Raw genomic sequence first — 19884 nt, forward strand, 5'->3', positions numbered from 1 at the left:
GGTCGCGGGGACCTCAGGCCGCGCAGGTGGTGGCCGGCAGCCCCGGCACCCGCACCGGCGACCGGCCGCCCGGCCGCTGCCGGCCGGCGAGCACGTCGGCGAGGGCGGTCATCGAGGTACGGCTGGAGGAGTAGGTGGCCAGCAGGGTCGGCGACTTCGCCTTCTCCAGCACGTACGGGGTGTCCATCGCCACCGTCACCGCCGCGTCGGCGCTCAGGTCGTCCGCGCCGTCGCCGTAGCCGACCAGGTGCACCTTGGTGCCGCCGCTCGGCACCACCGGCACGCCGGCCGCGGTGAGCGCCTCGGTCAGCGCGGCCCGGGTGTGGTCCCGGCCGGCGGAGGAGGTGACGGTCACCGGGCCGCGCACCGGGGCGCCGCAGGAGCCGCGCAGCACGGTCACCGCCGCCGCCGCGAGGTCCTGCGCCGCCTTGCGGTGCTCCGCGCTATTCAGCGTGGACATCGCCGGGGCGGGCCGGTCGGCGAGCTGGAACTTCATGGTCAGCACCCGGGTGGCCGCCTCGACCAGCCGGGGCCGGGGCAGCGACCCGTCGCGCAGCGCGGCCAGCAGCCCGTCGTACGCCTGGCCGACGTGCGGGGTCATCAGGATCAGGTCGTTGCCGGCGAGCAGCGCCCGGACCGCGGCCTCGCCCGGCGCCCAGCGCTTGGCCGGCGCCATGTTCATCCCGTCGGTGATCACCACGCCCCGGAAGCCGAGCTGCCCGCGCAGCACGTCGGTGAGGAGCTTGCGGGAGAAGGTGGCCGGGGTGCCCGGGTCGACCGCCTTGACGTCGAGGTGGGCCGACATCACCGCCATCGCCCCGGCGTCGATGCCGGCGGTGAACGGCGGGAACGCGGTGGCGTCGAGTTCCTTGCGCGGCTGGCTGATCACCGGCAGGTCCTTGTGCGAGTCGGCGGCGCTGAGCCCGTGGCCCGGGAAGTGCTTGACGCTGGCCGCGACGCCGGCGCTCTGCAGGCCCTTCACCGCGCCGGCGACCTGGGCCGACGCCCGCTTCGGGTCGGCGCCGAAGGAGCGGGAGCCGATCACCGTGCTGCGGGTGGCCAGCACGTCGGCGACCGGGGCGAAGTCCAGGTTGATCCCCATCGCGGCCAGCTCGGCGCCGGCGGCGCGCCAGGCGGCCTCGGTCAGCGCCGGGTCGTCGGCCGCCCCGGCGGCCAGCGCGCTGGGCAGGGTGGTCACCCCGTCGGTGATCCGGGTCACCACGCCGTACTCCTGGTCGGTGCCGATCAGGAAGGGCGCCGCCCCGGTGGGGAGCTTCGCCGCGGCGGCGCGCAGCCCGGTGGTGAGGTCGCGCACCTGGGCCGGGTTGTCGACGTTGGTGGTTGCCTGGTTGCCGGAGGTCGGGTCGTCGGCGCTGAAGCCGACCAGGATCACCCCGCCGAGGCGGTACTTCGCGACCATCTCCGCGGGGGTGTCGACCCCGGCGAGGGCGCGGTTGCCGGCGGCCGAGGCGGCGGTGACGTCGGTGGCGGAGCTGCCGTACGCGTAGGGCATCAGCACCTGGCCGACCAGGTCCTCGTCGGCGAGCGTGCCGACCAGCGCGGCGGCCCGGGCGGCCGGGTCGGCCGCCGGGGTGCCGGCCGGGCCGGGCGTGGCGGAGGCCGACGGGCTCGGCGCCGGGCGCGGTCGTTCCGGCTCCGCCGAGCACCCGGAGACGAGTAGCGCGGTCAGGGCGGCGAGGGCGACGCCGGCACGTCGCGGTGAGGTCGGCACGAAGCCCATCAAACCCGCTGCCGACTCGTCGCGGCAACCGGAGCCGGGCGGCCGGCCGGTGGGGTGTGCCGGTCCCCCACCGGGTGTCCGGGTGCCCGCCCGGGCTCAGCCGACCCGGGTGAGCAGCGTCACCGGGGCGCCGTCCCCGGCGTACCGGTAGGGCTCCAGCTCGGCGTCCCAGGCGGTGCCGAGCGCCTTGTCGAGGGCGTGCGCCAGCGCCTCCGGGGCGCGGGCGGTCGCCATGATGCTGCGCAGCCGGTCCTCGCCGAGCTGGATGTCGCCGGCCGCGCCGACGGTGGCCCGGAACAGGCCACGGCCGGGGACGTACATGAAGCGTTCACCGTCGGCGCCCGGACTGGGCTCCTCGGTGACCTCGAAACGGATCATGGGCCACTGCCGGAGGGCAGCAGCCAGTTCGGCGCCCGTCCCCGGGCTACCGGTCCACCCGCACTCGGCCCGGCGGGCGCCGGGATCGACGGGCTGGCCCGTCCACTGCAGGTTGACCGGCGCGGCGAGGACGCGCGCGATCGCCCACTCGACGTGCGAGCACACGGCGAGCGGGGTTGAGTGGACGTATACGACGCCACGCGTTGGCACGGTGACCTCCCGGAGACCGAGGTGCGTCTTCCCCTACGACCTCGACCACCCGAGTGGTTCCTGCAACACATGATGACTCTGTGACGGATGGTGCGCCAGCGAATCGGAAAATTCGCCGGGGGGAAATACCCGGACCGGTGACCCGGTTGTGCTCTCCGGACAGGCACGGTGGCCGACCAGGCATCGTGTTCGTGTACAGTTCTCTGGGCGGTTCTGCGCCGTCGTACATCTTCGCGGGCCGAGGCTCATCCGGGCGTCTCCCGCATTCAGCCCCCGGACGTTTTCCGTCCTCCCGTACGTCTTGCAAGGAGTACCTCCGTGGCGAGCAACACCTCTAAGACCGCGCGCGCGTCAGTCCGGGCCGGCCAGGCTGGCCAGGGTGGGGCCCTCAGCGTGCTGGGCGAGTTCAAGTACCTCATCCCGCTCAACGGCGGCAAGCACGCCTACGTGCGGAACCTGACCAACGGCAAGACCGCGCACCTGCGCACCGACTCGGACGCCTTCGTCGAGGAGATCCGGGTGCTGGCCGCCGCCGGCCACGCCGCCAAGATCCGCGCCGAGATCAACAACCTCGCCGCCACCCACCCGGGCGACGGCTGGGACAAGACCGAGAAGCGCCTCGTCGAGGCTGGCGTCTTCGAGGGCTGAGCCCTCCCCCCAAGCGCCACCTGGAACCGCCCGTCGGGTCACCCCGGCGGGCGGTTCCGTCTTTCCCGGGTACCCGGCACCACCGCCACCCCCGGCCCCGGCCCGGCTTGCGGCGTGTCGCGGTGTCCCGCCGCCGGGATGCCGCGACACGCCGCATCTCGTATGGATCTTGACGAGGCCGGGATCGAGGCCGGGACCATCGCTGACCGGTGGGCCGGTCAGCGGTCGAGGAGGGTGACCTCGCCGGTGGCCAGGTCGTAGACCGCGCCGACGACGTCCACCCGGCCCTCGGCGACCGGCCCGGTGAGCAGGTCGTCGGTGAGCAGGGTGGCCACCGTGCGCAGCACGTGCCGGCGTACCGCCATCGGATGCGCCCGCGGGTCGTCCGCCCCCACCTCGGTCACCGCCGGGGCGATCTGGTCCACCAGGTACGCCAGCGAGCCGCCCGGCCGCTCCCCGGTGCGCAGGGTGTCCACCGCCGAGGCGACCGCCCCGCACCGCTCGTGGCCGAGCACCATCACCAGCGGCACCCCGAGCTGGCCCACCACGTACTCGATGGAGCCGCAGACCGCCCGGTCCAGCACGTGCGCGCCGGTGCGGATCACGCAGATCGACCCGAAGGTCTGGTCGAAGATCGCCTCCAGCGGCACCCGCGAGTCGATGCAGCCGAGCAGCACCGCGTACGGCTGCTGGTCGCCGGAGGCGACGGCCGCGGCGGCGGTGACGTCGTGGCCGTGCACCGGCTGCCCGCTGACGAAGCGGCGGTTGCCGGTCAGCAGCTCGGCCAGCGCGGCCCGGGGCGTCCGCGCCGCTCCCGCGCTCGAACCGGTCATGTCCCCAGCCTGGTCACGGATCCGGCCTGGCGGGGCGGGATGCGAATCTTCTCACCACCACGGTTGGCGTGGTGTCATGACGGGTAGCCGGTGTTTCCGCCGGGTTAACCCGGTACGAGGTACCGGACGGCCCGGGGAGGTCACGATGTCGGAGCAGCAGCAGATACGGCTTCCCGACGACGTGCGCCTGCACGTGGAGGTGACCGGGTCGGCGGACGCCGAGGTCACCGTGATCATGCTGCACGGCTGGACGCTGGACGGGCGGGCCTGGCACCGGCAGCTCGCCGACCTGACGGCCCGCTTCGGGCGGCGGGTCCGGGTGGTGACCTATGACGCCCGCGGGCACGGCCGGTCGAGCTGCATGGCCCTGCGCACGGCGACCCTGGCCCAGCTCGGCGACGATCTCGCCGCGGTGCTCGACGCGGTGGCCCCGACGGGCAGGGTCGTGCTGGTCGGCCACTCGATGGGTGGGATGACCGTGATGGAGTACGCCCACCGCCACCCCGAGCACTTCGCCGCCCGTACCGCCGGGCTGGTCTTCGTCTCGACCACCGCCGAGGGGCACACGCACACGGTCTACGGGCTCTCGCCGCGCATCGCCCGGCTGATCCGGATCGCCGAGACCACCGGCGCCGGGGTGCTGGCCCGCTGCGGCTCCTGGCGCCCGCCACGGGCGCTGCTCCGCGCGCTGCGGCCCAGCATCCGCTGGATGCTCTTCGGCGACCGCTGCGACCCGTCCGACATCCGCCTGGTCACCTCGGCGGTGGCCCGCGCCTCGCTGCGCTCGATCGGCGGGTTCCGCGCCTCGATCGGCGCCCAGCACCGGCTGGAGACCCTGGCCGAGCTGGCCCACCTGCCGGCGGCGGCGCTGGTCGGCGACCGGGACCGGCTCACCCCGCCGCCCTGCGCGGAGTCGATCGCCGCCGCGCTGCCGGTGACCGAGCTGACCGTCTGTCCCGGCGCCGGGCACATGCTGATGATGGAGCGGCCGGACGAGGTGAACGCCGCGCTGGCCGGGGTGCTGGACCGGGTGCTGGCCGGCGCGCCGGAGATCGGCGCGACCGAGATCGGCGCCACGGTGATCGGCCCGACCGGGCCGACGACGACGGGCGCGACGGAGCCGATCCCGGCCGGCTGAGCGGGCCCGTGGAGGGTGGCGGACGTCGCGGGACGCGGCATGGCCCCGAAGGGGGGTGGCAGGCTGCCCGTACCCTCATTCCGCCTGGCGTGCGCCCGCGCCCGGCCGCCGCCGTCGCACAGGAGCCGTCACGTTGACCGACCAGACCACCCTGGAGCAGGAGATCGCCGCCGAGCAGCGGCATCTCGACCGGGTGTACGCCCGCCTCGTAGAACTGCGCCGCTCAGCGGCGAAGGCCGAGAAGGAGGGCTATCGGCTGGCCCGGGTGGGCAACTTCGGCGCGCTGGTCGAGCGGGACGCGATGGTGTTCCACGCCGCGCAGCGGCGGTACGTGCTGGACGCCGAGCACGAGGGGCTGGTCTTCGGCCGGCTCGACCTGCGCACCGGCCAGGTGCTGCACGTGGGGCGGCTCGGCGTGCGGGGCGAGAACGCCGAGACGCTGGTCGTGGACTGGCGGGCCCCGGCCGCCGCCGCGTTCTACCAGGCCACCCCGGCCGAGCCGCTGGGCGTGGTGCGGCGGCGCACCATCCAGTCGTCGGCCGAGAAGGTCACCCGGATCGAGGACGACCTGCTCGACCCGGAGTCGGCGCCGGCCGAAATGGCGGTGGTCGGTGACGGGGCCCTGCTGGCGACCCTGTCCCGGGCGACCGGCCGGGGCATGCGCGACATCGTGGCCACCATCCAGCGGGAGCAGGACGAGGCGATCCGCTCCCCCGGCTCCGGGGTCACCATCGTCTCCGGCGGCCCGGGCACCGGCAAGACGGCGGTCGCGCTGCACCGGGCGGCGTACCTGCTCTATTCCGACCGCAGCCGGTACGCCGGCGGCGGCATCCTGGTGGTCGGGCCGTCCTCGGTCTTCGTGGAGTACATCGCCTCGGTGCTGCCCTCGCTCGGCGAGGAGACCGCCACGCTGCACTCGCTGGGCTCGCTCTTCCCGGGCATGTCGGCGACCCGGACCGACCCGCCGGAGGTGGCGGCGGTGAAGGGCTCGCTGCGGATGCGGAAGGTGCTCGAGCGGGCGGTACGCGACGCGGTGCCGGACGGGCCGGACGAGCTGCGCCTGCTCTACCGGGGCGGACTGCTCCGGCTGGAGCGCCGCGAGCTGGACGGCGTCCGGGACCGGGCGCTGTCCCGGGGCGCCCGGCGCAACGAGGTACGGCGGGTCGCCTTCGACGCGGTCCTCGCGGCGCTGTACGCCCAGGCCCGCCGGCTGGGCGTCCCCCGGCTGCCGGAGCAGCGCGCCTTCGAGGACGAGATCATCGACCGGCCGGAGTTCCGCGAGTTCCTCAAGGCGTGGTGGCCCCGGCTGCACCCGCGGCACGTGCTGGGCTGGCTGGCCCGGCCGGAGCGACTGCGCCGGTACGCCGGCGGCATCCTGTCCCGGGCGGAGACCGCGCTGCTGGTCGAGGCGTACCGGGTGCTGGACGCGCAGGGGCTGACGGTGGCCGACATCGCCCTGCTCGACGAGCTGGACGCGCTGCTGGGCAAGCCGGTGCAGCCGGCCCGGGCCAAGCGCGACCCGTACCAGTTGGCCGGCGGCGTGCGCGAGCTGAGCACGTTCGCCGACCGGCAGCGGGCCGCCCGGGCGGCGGCCCGGGAACGTCCGGAGGACTACCGCGACTACGCGCACGTGGTGGTGGACGAGTCGCAGGACGTCTCCCCGATGCAGTGGCGGATGATCGGCCGGCGCGGCCGGCTGGCCTCCTGGACGGTGGTGGGCGACCCGGCGCAGACCGCCTGGACCGGTGACCCGCAGGAGCTGGACCGGGCCCGGGACCAGGCGCTGGGCCGGCGCCGCCGGCACCGCTTCGCGCTGACCACGAACTACCGCAACTCGGCGGAGATCTTCGCGGTGGCGGCGGCGGAGATCCGCCGGCTCTACCCCGACCTGGAGCTGCCGACGGCGGTCCGCTCCACCGGCGTGGAGCCGATCGCGCTGACCGTCGCCGCCGACCGCCTGCCGGCGGCGACCGTCCAGGCCGTGGACGCGCTGCTCACCGAGGTGGAGGGCACGGTCGGCGTGATCACGCCGGTGCCGCGCCGCGACGAGGTGGCCGGCTGGCTGGGCGGACGCGGCGGCTCCCGGCTCCAGGTGGTGACCAGCCTCCAGGCCAAGGGCATGGAGTACGACGGCGTCGTGCTCATCGCCCCGAGCGAGATCCGGGCCGACCCCGGCTCGGGCGTGCGCACCCTCTACGTCGCCCTCTCCCGCGCCACCCAGCGCCTCACCACCATCGACCCCACCCCCTGACCCCCGCCCCGGGGTCGGGCACTTTCGAAGAAGGAGTGGCTGTTCCGGGCGCGGAGGCCACTCGTTCTCCACAGTGCGGGATGGTCGCGGTGTTAGTTGCACACATAGCGATGTGAGCATAGATTGGGTTCGGGCCGCCGGGGCGACGGAGGGTGTGGGCGTGGGCGCAGGTCATGACCACCACGGGTCGGTCGCGAACGCGGCGCACCGCCACCGGGGGCGGCTCTGGACGGCCTTCGCGCTGCTCGCCGCGCTGATGGTGGTCGAGGCGGTCACCGCGTTCGCCACCGGCTCGCTGGCCCTGCTCTCCGACGCCGGGCACATGTTCACCGACGTGCTCGGCATCGGCATGGCGCTGGCCGCCATCACCGCCATCCGGCGCGGCGACCGGGACCCGCAGCGCACCTTCGGGCTCTACCGGCTCGAGGTGCTGGCCGCGCTCGCCAACGCCGTCCTGCTCAGCGGGGTGGCGATCTATGTGCTGATCGAGGCGGTCCGCCGGTTCGGCGACCCGCCGGAGGTGCGGACCGGGCCGATGCTGGCGGTGGCGGTGCTCGGCCTGCTGGCCAACCTCGTCGCGTTCGCGCTGCTGCGCGAGGGGGCGCAGGAGAGCATCAACCTGCGCGGGGCGTACCTGGAGGTGCTCGGCGACCTGCTCGGCTCACTGGGCGTGATCGGGGCCGCGCTGCTCATCGCCGGCACCGGCTGGTGGTGGGCCGACCCGGCGGTGGCGGTCGCGATCGGCCTGTTCATCCTCCCCCGCACCTGGCGGCTCGGCCGCGCGGCGGTGCGCATCCTGGTCCAGGCCGCCCCGGAGCATCTCCAGGTGACCGCCGTGCACGACCGGCTGACCGCCGTCCCCGGCGTCGCCGAGGTGCACGACCTGCACGTCTGGACGCTCACCTCCGGCATGGAGGTCGCCTCCGCCCACCTCACCATGGTCCCCGGCGCCGAGGTCGGCACGGTGCTCGCCGCCGCCCGCACCGCCCTGCACGAGGACTTCCACATCGAGCACGCCACCCTCCAGATCGAGCCGGGGGCCGCCCCCGGCGCCTGCGGGCAGGTCGAGTGGTGACGAAAGCGGACACCTATTGTCCCGTTACGTCACCTAAACCAGGATTCACTCCAGTACCGTCAGTCACGAAACGGGCGGGTGTCACACCCGTACCGGTAGGCTCGGTCCCGGCCTCCGCCAGGCGGCACCCTCCGGTGCCGGCGGTGGCCGCCGCCTAATCGCCTGCCAGGGCGAGCCGGGGAACCATGTTCGTGGGGTGCATCCGCGTCAGCGGTAGGGATCTTCCGTCCCGAACCCGTCAGCTAACCCGGTCGGCGGCTGACGGAAGGACATGTGCATGCACGTACGACGTACCACCGCACGGCTGGCGGCCGCGGTCGTCGCGGCACTCGCCCTCGGCGTGTCGTCCGCGCCGGTCCCGGCGACCGCCGCCGGCCCCGCCACCCGGCTCGCCGCCGCCCCCGGCGACGAGGAGGGCGGCACCCCCGCGCTGCGCGCCCAGCTCGACGCGGCCAGCAAGGGCTGGATCGACGCCAAGGCCGCGCTGGAACGCTCCACCAAGCGGCAGCAGGAGCTCGGCAACCAGCTCAAGACCATCGAGTCGGAGCTGACCGTCCGGCAGGGCAAGGTCGGCCAGATCGCCGGCGTGGCCTACCGGACCGGACGGCTCGGGCCGGTGTCGGCGCTGCTGAACAGCTCCAGCCCCGAAGGCTTCCTGGACCGGGCGGCGGCGCTGGAGACGGTCGCTTCCAACGAGGACCGGGAGCTGCGCAACCTGATCCAGACCCGCGACGACGCCACCCGCACCCGGGCCGCGCTGGACCAGGAGATCGTCGAGGAGCGCAAGCAGGTCGCGGTGATGGCCAAGCGCAAGGAGCAGGCCGAACGGGCCCTGGCGGTGGCCGCCGCCGACAAGCCCGCCGCCAGCACCGCCGGCGGCTCCAACCGCGGCACCTCCACCGCCAACGCCCGGCCGGCGCCGCGCAACCCCGACGGCTCCTGGCCGCCGGAGTCGTGCAGCGTCAACGACCCGACCCCGGCCGACGGCTGCATCACCCCGCGCATGCTCAACGCGCTCCAGCAGGCCCAGGCGGCCGGCTTCACCCGGTACGTCTCCTGCCACCGTCCCAGCGGCTCCGGCGAGCACCCCAAGGGCCGGGCCTGCGACTTCGCCGCGCAGAAGAGCGGCTTCGGCGGCGACGCGACCGGCGGCGACAAGACGTACGGCAACAACCTGGCCGCGTACTTCATCCGCAACGCCGACCGGCTCGGGGTGCTGTACGTGATCTGGTACCGGCAGATCTGGCTGCCCAGCAGTGGGTGGAAGTCGTACAGCGGGGCCGGCGGGGACCCGTCCAGCGACCACACCAACCACGTGCACCTGTCGGTCTACTGACCGACCCGCGGCGGGGCCCGTCCACGGCGGACGGGCCCCGTCGTACGCGCGCCGACGTACCCGGGATGTCGTCGACCGGCCCACGACGCAGCGCGACGGCCGGGCGAGCATCGAGGCATGACCCGACTCTCCCCCGACGGCCGCAAGACCCTGCTCACCCTGCACCTGGTGACCGCGCTGGGCTGGCTCGGCGCGGACCTCGTGCTGCTCACTCTCGGCATCGCCGGGCTGCGCGGCGCCGACCCGGGGGTGGTCTACCCGGCGGCGGCGCTGGTGGCGACCTGGCTCTTCGCGCCGCTGAGCGTGCTGGTCTGGGTGGTCGGCGTGACCAGCGCGCTGCTGACCCCCTGGGGGCTGCTGCGCTGGCGCTGGGTGGTGGTCAAGCTGGTGCTCACCACGGTGATGATCGGCCTGGTGCTCTTCGCGCTGACGCCGAACCTGCGCGCCGCCGCCGGACCGGACGCCACCGCGCACCAGCGCATCGACGTGGTGGTCGCCCCGGCGGTCTCCACCGGCCTGCTGGTCACCATGACCGTGATCTCCACCTGGAAGCCGTGGGGCCGCAACCGCCGGGCCGTCCCACCGCCCCGCCGGACGGCGGCGCCCGCCGGCCACCGCTGAGTGGACGGGGGCGTCAGCTCGGGACCGGGCCGCCGTCGGCCTTTCGGTCCAGCACCGCGCCGAGCCGGCTGGCCAGGCCCAGGTGCGCGGCGCGGGCCTGGCGGAACGCGTACCCGAACAGCGGCGCCGGCGCGGAGAGGGTGATCTCCACGTCGATCCGCAGCACGTCGCCCTCCTCCTGGAGCCGGGTGTGGTTGCGCACCGTCGTGCCGGGCTGCTGCCGGGCCACCGTGACGATCTCGTCGTCGGTGACCACCAGGACGTCGGCCTGGTAGGTGACCGGGAACCGCAGCGGCCCCAGCTCCAGCCGGTCGGTGATGGCGTAGCTGGCTCGGGCGCCCGGACGGGTCGGCAGCTGGCGCACCCGGACGATCAGCGGATGCAGCTCCCCCTGCCGGGCCGGATCGCTCAACAGCGCCACCGCGTCCGCCCGTGAGCAGCGCGCCTGCACCGTGTAGCTGAACGACTCCCGCCGGACCACTCCACCCTCCACCCCTCGTCGGTCGCCCGATCGTCCCGTACGGCGGCCGGGCTGGCAATCGCAGGCGGCATGACGGTGCCCCGGCGGGGAATCCGGCCGGCGACGGCCACGGGAGGCGGGGCATGGACGGGTACCGGTGACGCTGCGGGTGCTGGTCACCAACGACGACGGGATCGCCGCGCCGGGCATCCTGGCGCTGGCCCGGGCGGCGACCGAGCGTGGCCTGGACGTGGTGGTGGCCGCCCCGCTGGAGGAGGCGAGCGGTACGAGCGCCTCGATGACCGCGGTGGAGCGCGAGGGGCACATGGTCGTCCGCGACCATCCACTGCCGGAGCTGCCGGGGGTGCCCGCGTACGGGGTCGGCGGCTCGCCCGGCTTCATCGCGCTGATCGCCGTGCACGGGGCCTTCGGGCCGCCGCCGACGATGGTGCTCTCCGGGATCAACCGGGGCGCCAACGCCGGCCGGGCGGTGCTGCACTCGGGCACGGTGGGCGCGGCCTTCACCGCCGCCGCCAACGGCTGCCGCGCCATGGCCGTCTCGCTGGACGTGCTCTCCGTCGGCGAGGCCACCGCCGTCAGCGGCGGCGCCGCGGTCTCCGCCGCCGCCCGGGTACGCGACGCGGAACGGCACTGGGACACCGCCGCCCGGATGGCGCTGGACCTGCTACCCCGACTGACCGCCGGGCCGGTGGAGAGCGTGCTCAACGTCAACGCCCCGGACCTGCCCCACGGGCGGCTGCGCGGCGTGCGCCGGGCCACCCTGGCCAGCTTCGGCCAGGTGCAGATGACGGTGGCCGAGTCCGGGCACGGCTTCGTGCGGACCTCGCTGGAGGAGCCGGGGCAGGCCGTACAGCCCGGCACCGACCTGGCCCTGCTGGCCGCCGGGTACGCCTCCGTCACCGCCGTCCGGGCGGTCACCGAGGTCACCGACGTGGACCTCTCCGGCCTGGGCGGCGACTGACCGTCCGCCACGTGGGGGCCGGCAGTGCCGGCGTCAGGCGCCGGGAAGGACCTCGGGGGTCGGGGCTGCGTGGCCGGCGAAGTAGGGCTCCGGCGCGCCGAAGAGGCCGAGCAGGCCGGTGACCCAGAGCTGCCGGTGGACGAACCGGCTGGGCTGGGTGACCACCAGCTTGACGCCGCTGACCTCGGCCGTCTGGAACCCGGCGACCATCGCGCTGATGCCGACGGAGTCGATGAAGGTGACGAGTCGCATGTTCAGCTCGATCCGGGACGGACGGCCCTTCGCGAGCACCTCGGCGATCGCCTCACGCACCTCGTACGCGGTGTCGACGTCGATCTCCCCTCGCGGAGCGATCTCCATGACACCACCCGGCAGAACCGACTTCACGATCGACAGGCTCACGCGAGCACCTCCACTCGCCCGTCCACGGGCGCCTCATCAGTACGCGGGCCGCGACCGAGAGTATTCCTCCGACGGCCTCGGTCGCCACCCCTCGGGATGAGCAATTCGCGGATCCGGACGGACCGGACCGTTCTTCCCCGAGTTGTTCCTGGTCCCGTTCATTCCAACGAGCGACCGGGTTCGGCCGCTCCAACCGATCCAGGGTAGCGACCCCGGTCCAGTCGATTCCGTACCCGGCCCGCCCGGCGAGCCCCGGTGCGCGCCGATCCTCCGGTGTTGCCCCACCCGCCTAGGGTCGGCGGGCGAGGGTTCCACCACGACGGAAGGAACGATCGATGCTCAAGAGACTGCTCGGCCTGGCCGGTGTCGGCGCGCTGCTCGCTCTCGTACTGGCCTGCGGCTTCGGCGGCGGGGACGACGACGATGACGACGACGACGACGATTTCGCCCGCGGCGTCGCGGTGGTCACGGTCCGCTGAGGGTCCGACCCGGGTTTGCGGCGCGTCCCGGATGGGCACTGGCGGGACAGGCGACCGTGACGCGCCGCAGACGTCGACGTCCGAAGTGGCCGCAGACTTCGGCACCCCGAGGAGGTACCCATGTTCGGCAGCAACCTGCTGGAGCGCCGCAGCAAGCCGGAGCGGATCGCCGACCAGGCCTGGCAGCAGCTGGTCTCGGCGGTCGGTTCCGCCGGTGACAGCGTGCGGGACACGGCGCGGTCGGTCCGCGGCGGCGCCCACCTTTCCGACGCCGGTGACCTGGTGGGCTCGGCGGCGGACGAGGCGCGGCGACGGGCCACGCTCGCCTTCGACGCGCTCGCCGGGCGCCGTCCGGCCCTGCCGTGGACGCTACTGATCAGCGCGGCGCTGGTCGGGGCCGCGATCGGTTGGGCCGCCGGGACCGCCGCGCGGGCCGCCGGCAGCCGGGACGGTCGGGCCGCCGACGACATCGAGTTCGTCGACGTGGACCGGCCGAACTCACCGGTCGGCCTCGACGGCTGACCGACGGCACGCCGGGGACTGCCCGGGTGGATCAAACGACGTGGCGGTGTCCGGGACTCCGGACACCGCCACGTCGCGTAGGGCGGTCGGTCGCGCCGGCCGGGGTCAGCGGCTGGTGCAGGTGACCGTCGGCACGCCGGTGCTGCCGCTCGAGCTGCCGAGGAAGCCGACGCTGCTGGTGGCGCCGGCGCCGAGGGCGCCGTTCCAGCCGGCGTCCCGCACCGACTCGGCGACGTCGCTCCCAGTCAGCTTGCCCGGTCGAGGTGGTAGACCACCGCGTCGCCGACCCGCTCGCGGTGGATCCCCAGCCCGTCGACCGGACGGGCCGCCGCGCCCTGCCACGGCGTGCCGGTCGCGTACCGGGGCAGCAGCACCACCGTGCGCACCCCGGCCGCCCGCAGGTACGCCACCGCCCCGGCGTCCGGGAAACCCGTGCCGGCCGCCCGGATCCGCTGCTGACTGTCCGGAGTGAACGAGGCCAGCCCGTTGACCGTGGACGGGAAGCCGTCGGTCGACCAGAGCATCACGTGGTAGTCGCGGATGCCGCCCAGCGGCAGCACGAGCACCGGGCCCGCGACCCCGCGCAACGCCACCGGCTGCGCCGGCACCGGCACGTGCGGGGTCCGGTTCACCCCCTCGGCCAGCACCAGCAGCGCCGGGAGCACCAGCGCCACCCGCGCCGACCGACGCCAGTCCCCGCGACCGGCCACGGCCGGCGGCGGCTCCCGGACCGTCAGCGCCCCGGCGGCCAGTACGCCCAGTAGCAGCGTCGTCCAGAGCACCAGCCGGCCCGGGGTGCGCAGGGCGTCCCAGCCCGGCAGGTGCCGCATCAGGGTCAGGTAGCCCGGGTCGCCGTCGCCGAAGCTGGTCCCCGCCGCGAGGGCGAGGCTGACCAGCACCCCGGCGGCCAGCGCGACCCGCTGCCACACCCGCCAGGCCGAGAAGACCAGCCCGGCCACCGCCAGCCCGATCAGCACGACGCCGGGCAGCAGGGTCATCTCCCCCGGGAAGCCGAGCGCCGCCCGCGCCGCGCCGTGCCGCTCGCCCCACAGCCACGACTCCGGCGGCGCCGTCAGGAAACCACGGGCCGGCGGGGAGAACATCGCCACCTGCGCGGCCGTCCGCCGGCCGGCCGGATGGCGGGCCACCACCTCCAGGTACGGCGCCGCCATCAGCAGGCTCACCCCGGCGAACCCGGTGACCCCGGCCAGGTCGACCAGGAGCAGGCCGCGCGGAACCGCCGGCCGGGACCGGCGCCGCCACCAGGTGACGCCGTACGCCCCGGCGACGGCGAGGCCGAGCAGACCCAGGACGTACGCGAACGGCAGGCCGACGCCGAAGCCGAGGGTGACCTGCCAGGCGGCAACCGCCCAGCCGGCCCCCGCCCAGCCCGGACGGACCCGGTCGGGCCGGTACCCGTGACGCAGCGACCAGCCGTGGCCCCGGGCCAGCATGGCCAGCGCGAGGGCCACCCCGCCGATGCTGAGCACGTGCAGGTGCCCGGCCTGGGCCAGCTTCCACGGCGCGTACGCGAACGACGCCCCGGCCACCGCCGCTCCCGCCCGTCCGGCCCCCAACTGCCGCGACAGCGCGTACGCCCCGACGAAGGCGAGCGCGTGCACCAGCACGTAGAGCAGGTTGTAGCGGACGACGGCGGCCACCGGCCCCTCGCCGATGAGGGCGAACGGGGCGAAGCCCAGCAGGGTGTCGGAGTAGGCGTAGGTGTACGGCTCGGGGAAGAACGTGTTCGAGTGCCAGAGGTGGGCCGGTTCGGTGCGCAGCGCGTGCCCGCCCCAGGCGACCTGCCACGCCTGCAGGGTCGGGTCGCCGGTGTCCTGCGGGAGGGTGCCGGCCGGGTCGCGCAGCGTCGGCCAGGTCAGCGCGGCGGCCAGCGGCAGTGACGCGACCACCACGAGGGTCCACTCGTGCCGGGCCACCCGCCACAGCGCCCGCCCCGCCCGGCGCACCCCGTCCATCGCCCCCGCCCCTCGCCGACCGCCAGATCGTGCCCGAGCCCACCCCGGGTTGTCGATGCCCGGGCAGCCGGTCACCCGGTGCGGGTGAGGGGGGCTCATCCGGTGTGCCGGCAGGATCGCGGTTCGGCGGGCTGTGCGCCCGCCCCGTGTCCCGATCCCGGGAGGAGTGAGCGCATGGCCAGCGCGACCATCGTCACGCGTACCGACCAGGACATCCAGACCGACGTGCTCGACGAGTTGACCTGGGAGCCCCGGGTGAGCCCGGCCGAGGTGGGGGTCACCGTCGCCGAGGGGGTGGTGACGCTGACCGGACGGGTGGACAGCTACGCCGCGAAGTGGGCCGCCGAGCGGGCCGCGCACCGGGTGGCCCGGGTCCGGGCCGTCGCCAACGACCTGGCCGTACGGATCACCCCGTCGGCCGAGCGCACCGACACGGAGATCGCCGGGGCGGCCGAGCGGGCCCTGGAGTGGGACGCCTTCGTGCCGGTGGAGGACCTGGAGGTGACCGTCGCCGACGGGTGGGTGACGCTGCGCGGCGGGGTGGAGTGGGAGTACCAGCGCCGGGCCGCCGAGCGCGTCGTCGGCCGGCTCACCGGCGTACGCGGGGTCAGCAACGGCATCACCGTCCGGCCGTCCACCCCGCCGACCGGCGACGAACTGCCCGACCGGATCGTCGACGCGCTCGCCCGCAGCGGCGCCACCGAGCCGGACCGGATCAGCGTCCGGGTGTACGGCGACACCGTGGTCATCGACGGCCTGGTGCACTCCGTGCCCGAGCGCGACGAGGTGGAGCGGATCGTCTGGTCCGCCCCCGGCATCCGGGAGGTGCACAACCACGTCACGGTGGGCCGCTGAGACCACCCGGGCCGGGTGAACCGGCCTCACCCGGCCGGCGGGCAACGTGGGAGTCATGACTGATTCCGACGGGCTGATCACACCCGGGAGCCCGGCGCCCGACTTCACCCTGCCGGCCACCCCGGACGGGCGACGTACGGGCCCCGGGCAGTTCCGCGGCCGGCCGGTGGTGCTCGCCTTCTACCCCGCCGACTGGACCCCGGTCTGCGGTGACCAGATGGCGCTGTACCAGGCCGCGATGCCGGAGTTCGAGCGGTACGACGCGGTGGTGCTCGGCCTCTCCGTCGACAGCATCTGGTCGCACCAGGCCTTCGCCGAGGCCAGGGGGATCACGTTCCCGTTGCTGGCCGACTTCGAGCCCAAGGGCGAGGTGTCCCGCCGGTACGGCGCGTACACCCCGCAGGGGGAGTCGGCGCGGGCGCTGGTGGTGCTCGACCCGGATCAGACGGTGGCCTGGAGCTACCTGTCGCCGCCGGAGGTGAATCCCGGCGCCGACGGCATCCTCGACGCGCTGGAGCAACTCGTCTCCGATCGGCGGGTGGTGACTCGATGACGACGCCGCTCCAGGTCACCGCCCGGCTGCGCACGCCGGTGGACGGGACCGACCACGTCCGGGGGCCGGTGGACGCGCCGGTCACCATCGTCGAGTACGGCGACTTCCAGTGCCGCTTCTGCGGCGCGGCGTACCTGAACCTGGCCGAGGTGCTGCGCCAGCGCACCGCCACCGTCCGGCTGGTCTTCCGGCACTTCCCGATCGCCAACGTCCACCCGTACGCGGAGAGCGCGGCCGAGGTCGCCGAGGCGGCCGCCCGGCGCGGCAAGTTCTGGGAGATGCACGACTGGCTCTACGAGCACCAGGACCAGTTGGACCCGGTGCACCTGTCCCTCGGCGTCGAACAGCTCGGCCTGCCACCCGAGGAGGTGAGCGCCGAGGTCGAGCGGCAGGCGTATTCCGACCGGGTACGCCGGGACTTCGTCGGCGGGATCCGCAGCGGGGTCAACGGCACCCCCACCCTGTTCATCAACGAGGTCCGGCACGAGGGCGGGCACGACCTGCCGGAGCTGCTCGCCGCCGTGGACGCGGCGGCCGGCAGCTGACCGCGCCGCGCCGACCACCGCCGGGATCGCACCGCCCGGCGGCGGTCGGCCCACGCGTGGGTCAGATCAGCCGCAGTTCGCGGGCCCGTCGCACGGCCTCGCGCCGACGGGTCGCGTCGAGCTTGCGGTAGATGTTGCGCACGTGCGTCTTGACGGTGTTGACCGACACCGACAGCTCGCTGGCAATCTCCACGTTGGACAGAATGCTCTGCAGGTAGCGCAGGATGGTCAGCTCCCGCTCGGTCAGCGGCTCGTCCAGCGCCCGCTCCGCGCCGGCCGGTCCCCGTTCGGCGGGCTCGTCGGCGCCCCGGACCAGGTCGCTCACCGTCGGCCAGTGCGCCGTGCCGGAGTCGAGGTGGGCGGCGAGCAGGTCGCGCACCGCCGGTTCCGCGCGGGTGAACACCCGCCGGTGGCCCTCCGGGCCGGCCAGGTCGAGCACCCGTTCCAGCAGCCGCCCGGCACGTCGGTCGTCGCCGCCCCGGCGGGCCAGCACCGCCTCCAGCAGCCCGGAGGCGAGGCGTACCGGCAGCGGCCAGTCCCCGGCGGCCGGGGCGTCCCAGTCCGGCAGGGCGTAACCGGCCGCCCGCACGTCGCCGGCGCGCAGCTCCACCCGGGCCAGGGCCAGGGCCAGCACCGGCGCCGGTTCGGGCGCCCGCGCCCAGTCGGCGAGCAGCCCGCGCGCCGTGTCCACGTCGCCCTGCTCGCTGCGCAGGTCCGCCTCCTCGGCGAGCAGCCGGTCGGCAAGGTCCCCGGCGGCGGACCGGGACGCCAGCTCCTCCCGGGCCCGGGCGACCAGCTGGGTCGCCGCCGCCGGCTCCGCCGCGTCGCGCAGCAAGGCGCCCCGGCACAGCACCGCCGCGGCGGCGACCGTCGCGTCCCCGCCGGCCCCGCCGGTGAGCGCCAGGTGCGCGGTGGCCTCCTCGGGCTGGTCGCGGTGCAGCGCCACCAGGGCCAGCGCCAGGTGGGCGTGGGCGCACTCGGCCCGGCTCGACCACCCCTGGCAGGACGGCATCTCCAGCGCCGCCCGGGCGGTCCGCTCCGCCGCCCGCAGCTCCCCGGCCAGCGCGTGCAGCAGCGCACAGCGCGCCGCGCAGACCAGCTCGGTGCGCGGCCGACCGGCCCGCCGGGCGGCGTCGAGCGCCGCGCCGAAGGTCGCCGAGGCCGCCCGCAGGTCACCCTCGGCGAGGTCGACCAGGCCGAGCGCGGTGCCGGCCACCGCCCGCACGTCGGCGTCCTCGCCGGTCCGCGGGTCGTCGGTGTCCGGGCTCTCCACCTGCGCCGGGTCGCGGGTCGCGAGCAGCCGGGCGGCGGCGTCGCGTACCTCCCGGTGGTCGCCGCCAAGCCGGGCCAGGGTGAGTTCCAGCGCGGTGGCCAGCCGGCGGAACCGGTCCCGGCGCGGCGCGGGCAGTGACCGGGCCGCCGCCACGGCCTCGCGCAGCCGGGCGGCGGCGGTCGCGGCGTCCCCCGCGTACGCCCGTTCGGCCGCGCCGGCCAGGGCCAGCTCCGGGTCCCGGCGCACCGCCTCGGCCGGCGGCGCCGGTGGCGGTGGGCCGGCGGCGGCCTCCCGGTCGTACGGGACCAGCTCCGGCCAGCCGGCGAGCAGCAGCTCGCTGGCCCGGTCCCACTCCCCCGCGGCCAGCGCGTGCCGCAGCGCCTCGGCGGGCCGGTCGTGGCCGGCGTACCAGCCCGCGGCCCGCAGGTGCAGGTCGCGCCGCTCGTCGTCGCCCAGCCCGTCGAGTTCCTCGCGGAGCAGGTCGGCCAGCAGCGGGTGGGCCCGGTACCAGGGTGGGTCGCTGTCGTCGCGGTACAGGAAGCCGCCGTCCCGGGCCAGCCCGGCCAGCACCTGCCCACCGTCGCCCCGGCCGGTCAGCGCGTCGCCGAGGTCGGCGCGGACCGCCGGCGCGACCGCCGCCCGCAGCAGCAGGTCCCGCGCCGCCGGCGTCAGCCCGGACAGCACCTCCGACCGCAGGTACGCGGCGACGTCCGGCTGGTCGCCGCCGAACCGCTCGGCCCACCGTTGCGGGTCGGGACGGTCCCGGGCCGCCAGCGCGGCGAACCGCAGCCCGGCCGGCCAGCCGCCGGTCCGCTCGCGGAGCCGGGCGACCGCCGTCGCGGGCAGCGGCGCGCCGTGCGCGACCAGCAGGTCGGCGACCTCGTCGTCGGTGAAGGCCAGCTCCTCAGGGCCGATCTCGGTCAGCTCGCCGGCCAGCCGCAGCCGGTGCAGGGCCAGCGGCAGCTCGGTGCGGGCCCCGGCGACCAGGCGCAGCCGCCCGTCGGTGTGCCGCAGCAGGAACTCCAACCCGGTCAGCGCGGCCGGGTCGGTGACCCGGTGCAGGTCGTCCAGGACCAGCAGCACGGGCCGGTCCCGGGCGGCCAGGGCGGCGGCGAGCAGCTCCAACTGATCGGGGCGGGGCGGGGCCACCGGCACGGCCGGTTCCTCCTCCTCCGCCTCCGCCACCCCGCGCAGCGCCGCCGCCAGGTACGCCCAGAGCCGCTCCCCGGTGTCCCCCTCCTCCACCTGGACCCACGCCGGCCCGGGCTCCGGCGCGCCGCGCGCCCAGGCGGCGAGCAGGGTGGTCTTGCCCCAGCCGGCCGGCGCGCGGACCAGGGTGACCGGTCCGGCGGTCCCGGCGTCCAGCCGTGCGGTCAGCCGGGGCCGCAGCAGCAGCGGCTCGGGCAGCGCGGGCGGGGTCAGCCGGGAGGCGAGCAGCGGCGGCGGGCCGGCGGACGCCTCGGCGATCCCGTTGCTGACCTGCGGCTGCGGCATACACCCACCCCCGTCGACGCGTTCCTCCCCCGGTCGGCGGCGCTTACCCGGCCGGGACGGGTTCACCCCTTCGGGGGGAGCACAGCTCACCCGCGCCGGGCCGACCATCGGC

At 75.5% G+C, this 19884-nt stretch carries 19 protein-coding genes and 1 riboswitch; of the genes, 12 read left to right on the forward strand and 7 right to left on the reverse strand.

What is annotated here, in order from left to right:
* Positions 1-13: 13 nt before the first annotated feature.
* Together ACTWM8_RS23065 and ACTWM8_RS23070 are read right to left on the reverse strand one after the other, a co-directional pair.
* Positions 14-1741: a glycoside hydrolase family 3 protein gene (locus tag ACTWM8_RS23065; protein WP_446210851.1), complete on the reverse strand. Its 1728-nt coding sequence runs from the start codon at positions 1739-1741 to the stop codon at positions 14-16.
* Between the two features lie 96 nt (positions 1742-1837).
* Complete coding sequence (locus tag ACTWM8_RS23070; RefSeq protein WP_154942635.1) at positions 1838-2329, reverse strand: DUF3145 domain-containing protein; 492 nt, start codon at positions 2327-2329, stop codon at positions 1838-1840.
* Between the two features lie 318 nt (positions 2330-2647).
* On the opposite strand from ACTWM8_RS23070, the gene ACTWM8_RS23075 reads away from it, so the two are divergent.
* Positions 2648-2977, forward strand: coding sequence for a hypothetical protein (locus tag ACTWM8_RS23075; RefSeq protein WP_088960914.1), 330 nt, complete (start codon positions 2648-2650; stop codon positions 2975-2977).
* Between the two features lie 218 nt (positions 2978-3195).
* Here the strand turns inward: ACTWM8_RS23075 and ACTWM8_RS23080 are convergent, their stop codons facing one another.
* Positions 3196-3810, reverse strand: coding sequence for a carbonic anhydrase (locus ACTWM8_RS23080; RefSeq protein ID WP_446210852.1), 615 nt, complete (start codon positions 3808-3810; stop codon positions 3196-3198).
* A gap of 145 nt (positions 3811-3955) precedes the next feature.
* Between ACTWM8_RS23080 and ACTWM8_RS23085 the strand changes: the two genes are divergently transcribed.
* The 5 genes from ACTWM8_RS23085 to ACTWM8_RS23105 all read left to right on the forward strand — a co-directional run bounded on the left by ACTWM8_RS23085 (position 3956) and on the right by ACTWM8_RS23105 (position 10231).
* A complete protein-coding gene (locus tag ACTWM8_RS23085; RefSeq protein WP_446210853.1) occupies positions 3956-4948 on the forward strand; it encodes an alpha/beta fold hydrolase in 993 nt (330 codons plus the stop codon).
* A gap of 133 nt (positions 4949-5081) precedes the next feature.
* Positions 5082-7199 (forward strand): HelD family protein, encoded by a 2118-nt coding sequence (locus ACTWM8_RS23090; RefSeq protein WP_446210854.1) that lies wholly within the window; start codon positions 5082-5084, stop codon positions 7197-7199.
* A gap of 160 nt (positions 7200-7359) precedes the next feature.
* Positions 7360-8274 carry a cation diffusion facilitator family transporter gene (locus tag ACTWM8_RS23095; RefSeq protein WP_446210855.1) on the forward strand — a complete coding sequence of 305 codons (915 nt, stop codon included), beginning with the start codon at positions 7360-7362 and terminating at the stop codon, positions 8272-8274.
* Between the two features lie 141 nt (positions 8275-8415).
* Positions 8416-8547: riboswitch (cyclic di-AMP (ydaO/yuaA leader) on the forward strand.
* A gap of 4 nt (positions 8548-8551) precedes the next feature.
* On the forward strand, positions 8552-9610 hold the full coding sequence (locus tag ACTWM8_RS23100; protein WP_446210856.1) for a coiled-coil domain-containing protein: 1059 nt from the start codon (positions 8552-8554) through the stop codon (positions 9608-9610).
* A gap of 117 nt (positions 9611-9727) precedes the next feature.
* Entirely contained in the window at positions 9728-10231 is a 504-nt protein-coding gene (locus ACTWM8_RS23105) for a hypothetical protein (protein WP_446210857.1), read from the forward strand.
* 13 nt (positions 10232-10244) lie between these two features.
* Here ACTWM8_RS23105 and ACTWM8_RS23110 read toward each other — a convergent pair whose 3' ends face one another.
* Positions 10245-10724, reverse strand: a complete 480-nt coding sequence (locus tag ACTWM8_RS23110; RefSeq protein ID WP_446210858.1) for an SRPBCC family protein — start codon at positions 10722-10724, stop codon at positions 10245-10247.
* Positions 10725-10848: 124 nt separating this feature from the next.
* Between ACTWM8_RS23110 and surE the strand changes: the two genes are divergently transcribed.
* Positions 10849-11673 (forward strand): 5'/3'-nucleotidase SurE, encoded by an 825-nt coding sequence (gene surE / locus ACTWM8_RS23115; protein WP_446210859.1) that lies wholly within the window; start codon positions 10849-10851, stop codon positions 11671-11673.
* Between the two features lie 33 nt (positions 11674-11706).
* Here surE and ACTWM8_RS23120 read toward each other — a convergent pair whose 3' ends face one another.
* Positions 11707-12075 (reverse strand): STAS domain-containing protein, encoded by a 369-nt coding sequence (locus ACTWM8_RS23120; protein ID WP_446210860.1) that lies wholly within the window; start codon positions 12073-12075, stop codon positions 11707-11709.
* 335 nt (positions 12076-12410) lie between these two features.
* Here ACTWM8_RS23120 and ACTWM8_RS23125 point away from each other — a divergent pair, with 335 nt between their 5' ends.
* Complete coding sequence (locus ACTWM8_RS23125) at positions 12411-12554, forward strand: hypothetical protein (RefSeq protein WP_179801252.1); 144 nt, start codon at positions 12411-12413, stop codon at positions 12552-12554.
* Between the two features lie 120 nt (positions 12555-12674).
* Positions 12675-13076 carry a hypothetical protein gene (locus tag ACTWM8_RS23130; RefSeq protein WP_446210861.1) on the forward strand — a complete coding sequence of 134 codons (402 nt, stop codon included), beginning with the start codon at positions 12675-12677 and terminating at the stop codon, positions 13074-13076.
* A gap of 245 nt (positions 13077-13321) precedes the next feature.
* Here ACTWM8_RS23130 and ACTWM8_RS23135 read toward each other — a convergent pair whose 3' ends face one another.
* Positions 13322-15052 (reverse strand): hypothetical protein, encoded by a 1731-nt coding sequence (locus ACTWM8_RS23135; protein WP_446210862.1) that lies wholly within the window; start codon positions 15050-15052, stop codon positions 13322-13324.
* Positions 15053-15226: 174 nt separating this feature from the next.
* On the opposite strand from ACTWM8_RS23135, the gene ACTWM8_RS23140 reads away from it, so the two are divergent.
* Genes ACTWM8_RS23140 through ACTWM8_RS23150 form a run of 3 tightly spaced genes read left to right on the forward strand, consistent with a single transcriptional unit; the run spans position 15227 to position 17005 of the window.
* Complete coding sequence (locus tag ACTWM8_RS23140; RefSeq protein WP_446210863.1) at positions 15227-15907, forward strand: BON domain-containing protein; 681 nt, start codon at positions 15227-15229, stop codon at positions 15905-15907.
* Between the two features lie 55 nt (positions 15908-15962).
* Positions 15963-16460, forward strand: a complete 498-nt coding sequence (locus tag ACTWM8_RS23145) for a redoxin domain-containing protein (RefSeq protein WP_446210864.1) — start codon at positions 15963-15965, stop codon at positions 16458-16460.
* Positions 16457-17005 carry a DsbA family protein gene (locus tag ACTWM8_RS23150; protein ID WP_446210865.1) on the forward strand — a complete coding sequence of 183 codons (549 nt, stop codon included), beginning with the start codon at positions 16457-16459 and terminating at the stop codon, positions 17003-17005. The genes ACTWM8_RS23145 and ACTWM8_RS23150 overlap by 4 nt, the downstream gene beginning before the upstream one ends.
* Before the next feature lie 61 nt (positions 17006-17066).
* Here ACTWM8_RS23150 and ACTWM8_RS23155 read toward each other — a convergent pair whose 3' ends face one another.
* On the reverse strand, positions 17067-19772 hold the full coding sequence (locus tag ACTWM8_RS23155) for a LuxR C-terminal-related transcriptional regulator (RefSeq protein WP_446210866.1): 2706 nt from the start codon (positions 19770-19772) through the stop codon (positions 17067-17069).
* Positions 19773-19884: the final 112 nt, after the last annotated feature.

Source organism: Micromonospora sp. IBSANI012 (genome assembly GCF_052814045.1).

What these genes read in the sequence shown, in the direction of transcription:
- ACTWM8_RS23065 (WP_446210851.1), bottom strand. Translation starts at nt 1,741, where the DNA reads ATGGGCTTCGTGCCGACCTCACCGCGACGTGCCGGCGTCGCCCTCGCC.
- ACTWM8_RS23080 (WP_446210852.1), bottom strand. Translation starts at nt 3,810, where the DNA reads ATGACCGGTTCGAGCGCGGGAGCGGCGCGGACGCCCCGGGCCGCGCTG.
- ACTWM8_RS23085 (WP_446210853.1), top strand. Translation starts at nt 3,956, where the DNA reads ATGTCGGAGCAGCAGCAGATACGGCTTCCCGACGACGTGCGCCTGCAC.
- ACTWM8_RS23100 (WP_446210856.1), top strand. Translation starts at nt 8,552, where the DNA reads ATGCACGTACGACGTACCACCGCACGGCTGGCGGCCGCGGTCGTCGCG.
- ACTWM8_RS23105 (WP_446210857.1), top strand. Translation starts at nt 9,728, where the DNA reads ATGACCCGACTCTCCCCCGACGGCCGCAAGACCCTGCTCACCCTGCAC.
- ACTWM8_RS23125 (WP_179801252.1), top strand. Translation starts at nt 12,411, where the DNA reads ATGCTCAAGAGACTGCTCGGCCTGGCCGGTGTCGGCGCGCTGCTCGCT.
- ACTWM8_RS23130 (WP_446210861.1), top strand. Translation starts at nt 12,675, where the DNA reads ATGTTCGGCAGCAACCTGCTGGAGCGCCGCAGCAAGCCGGAGCGGATC.
- ACTWM8_RS23135 (WP_446210862.1), bottom strand. Translation starts at nt 15,052, where the DNA reads ATGGACGGGGTGCGCCGGGCGGGGCGGGCGCTGTGGCGGGTGGCCCGG.
- ACTWM8_RS23140 (WP_446210863.1), top strand. Translation starts at nt 15,227, where the DNA reads ATGGCCAGCGCGACCATCGTCACGCGTACCGACCAGGACATCCAGACC.
- ACTWM8_RS23145 (WP_446210864.1), top strand. Translation starts at nt 15,963, where the DNA reads ATGACTGATTCCGACGGGCTGATCACACCCGGGAGCCCGGCGCCCGAC.
- ACTWM8_RS23150 (WP_446210865.1), top strand. Translation starts at nt 16,457, where the DNA reads ATGACGACGCCGCTCCAGGTCACCGCCCGGCTGCGCACGCCGGTGGAC.
- ACTWM8_RS23155 (WP_446210866.1), bottom strand. Translation starts at nt 19,772, where the DNA reads ATGCCGCAGCCGCAGGTCAGCAACGGGATCGCCGAGGCGTCCGCCGGC.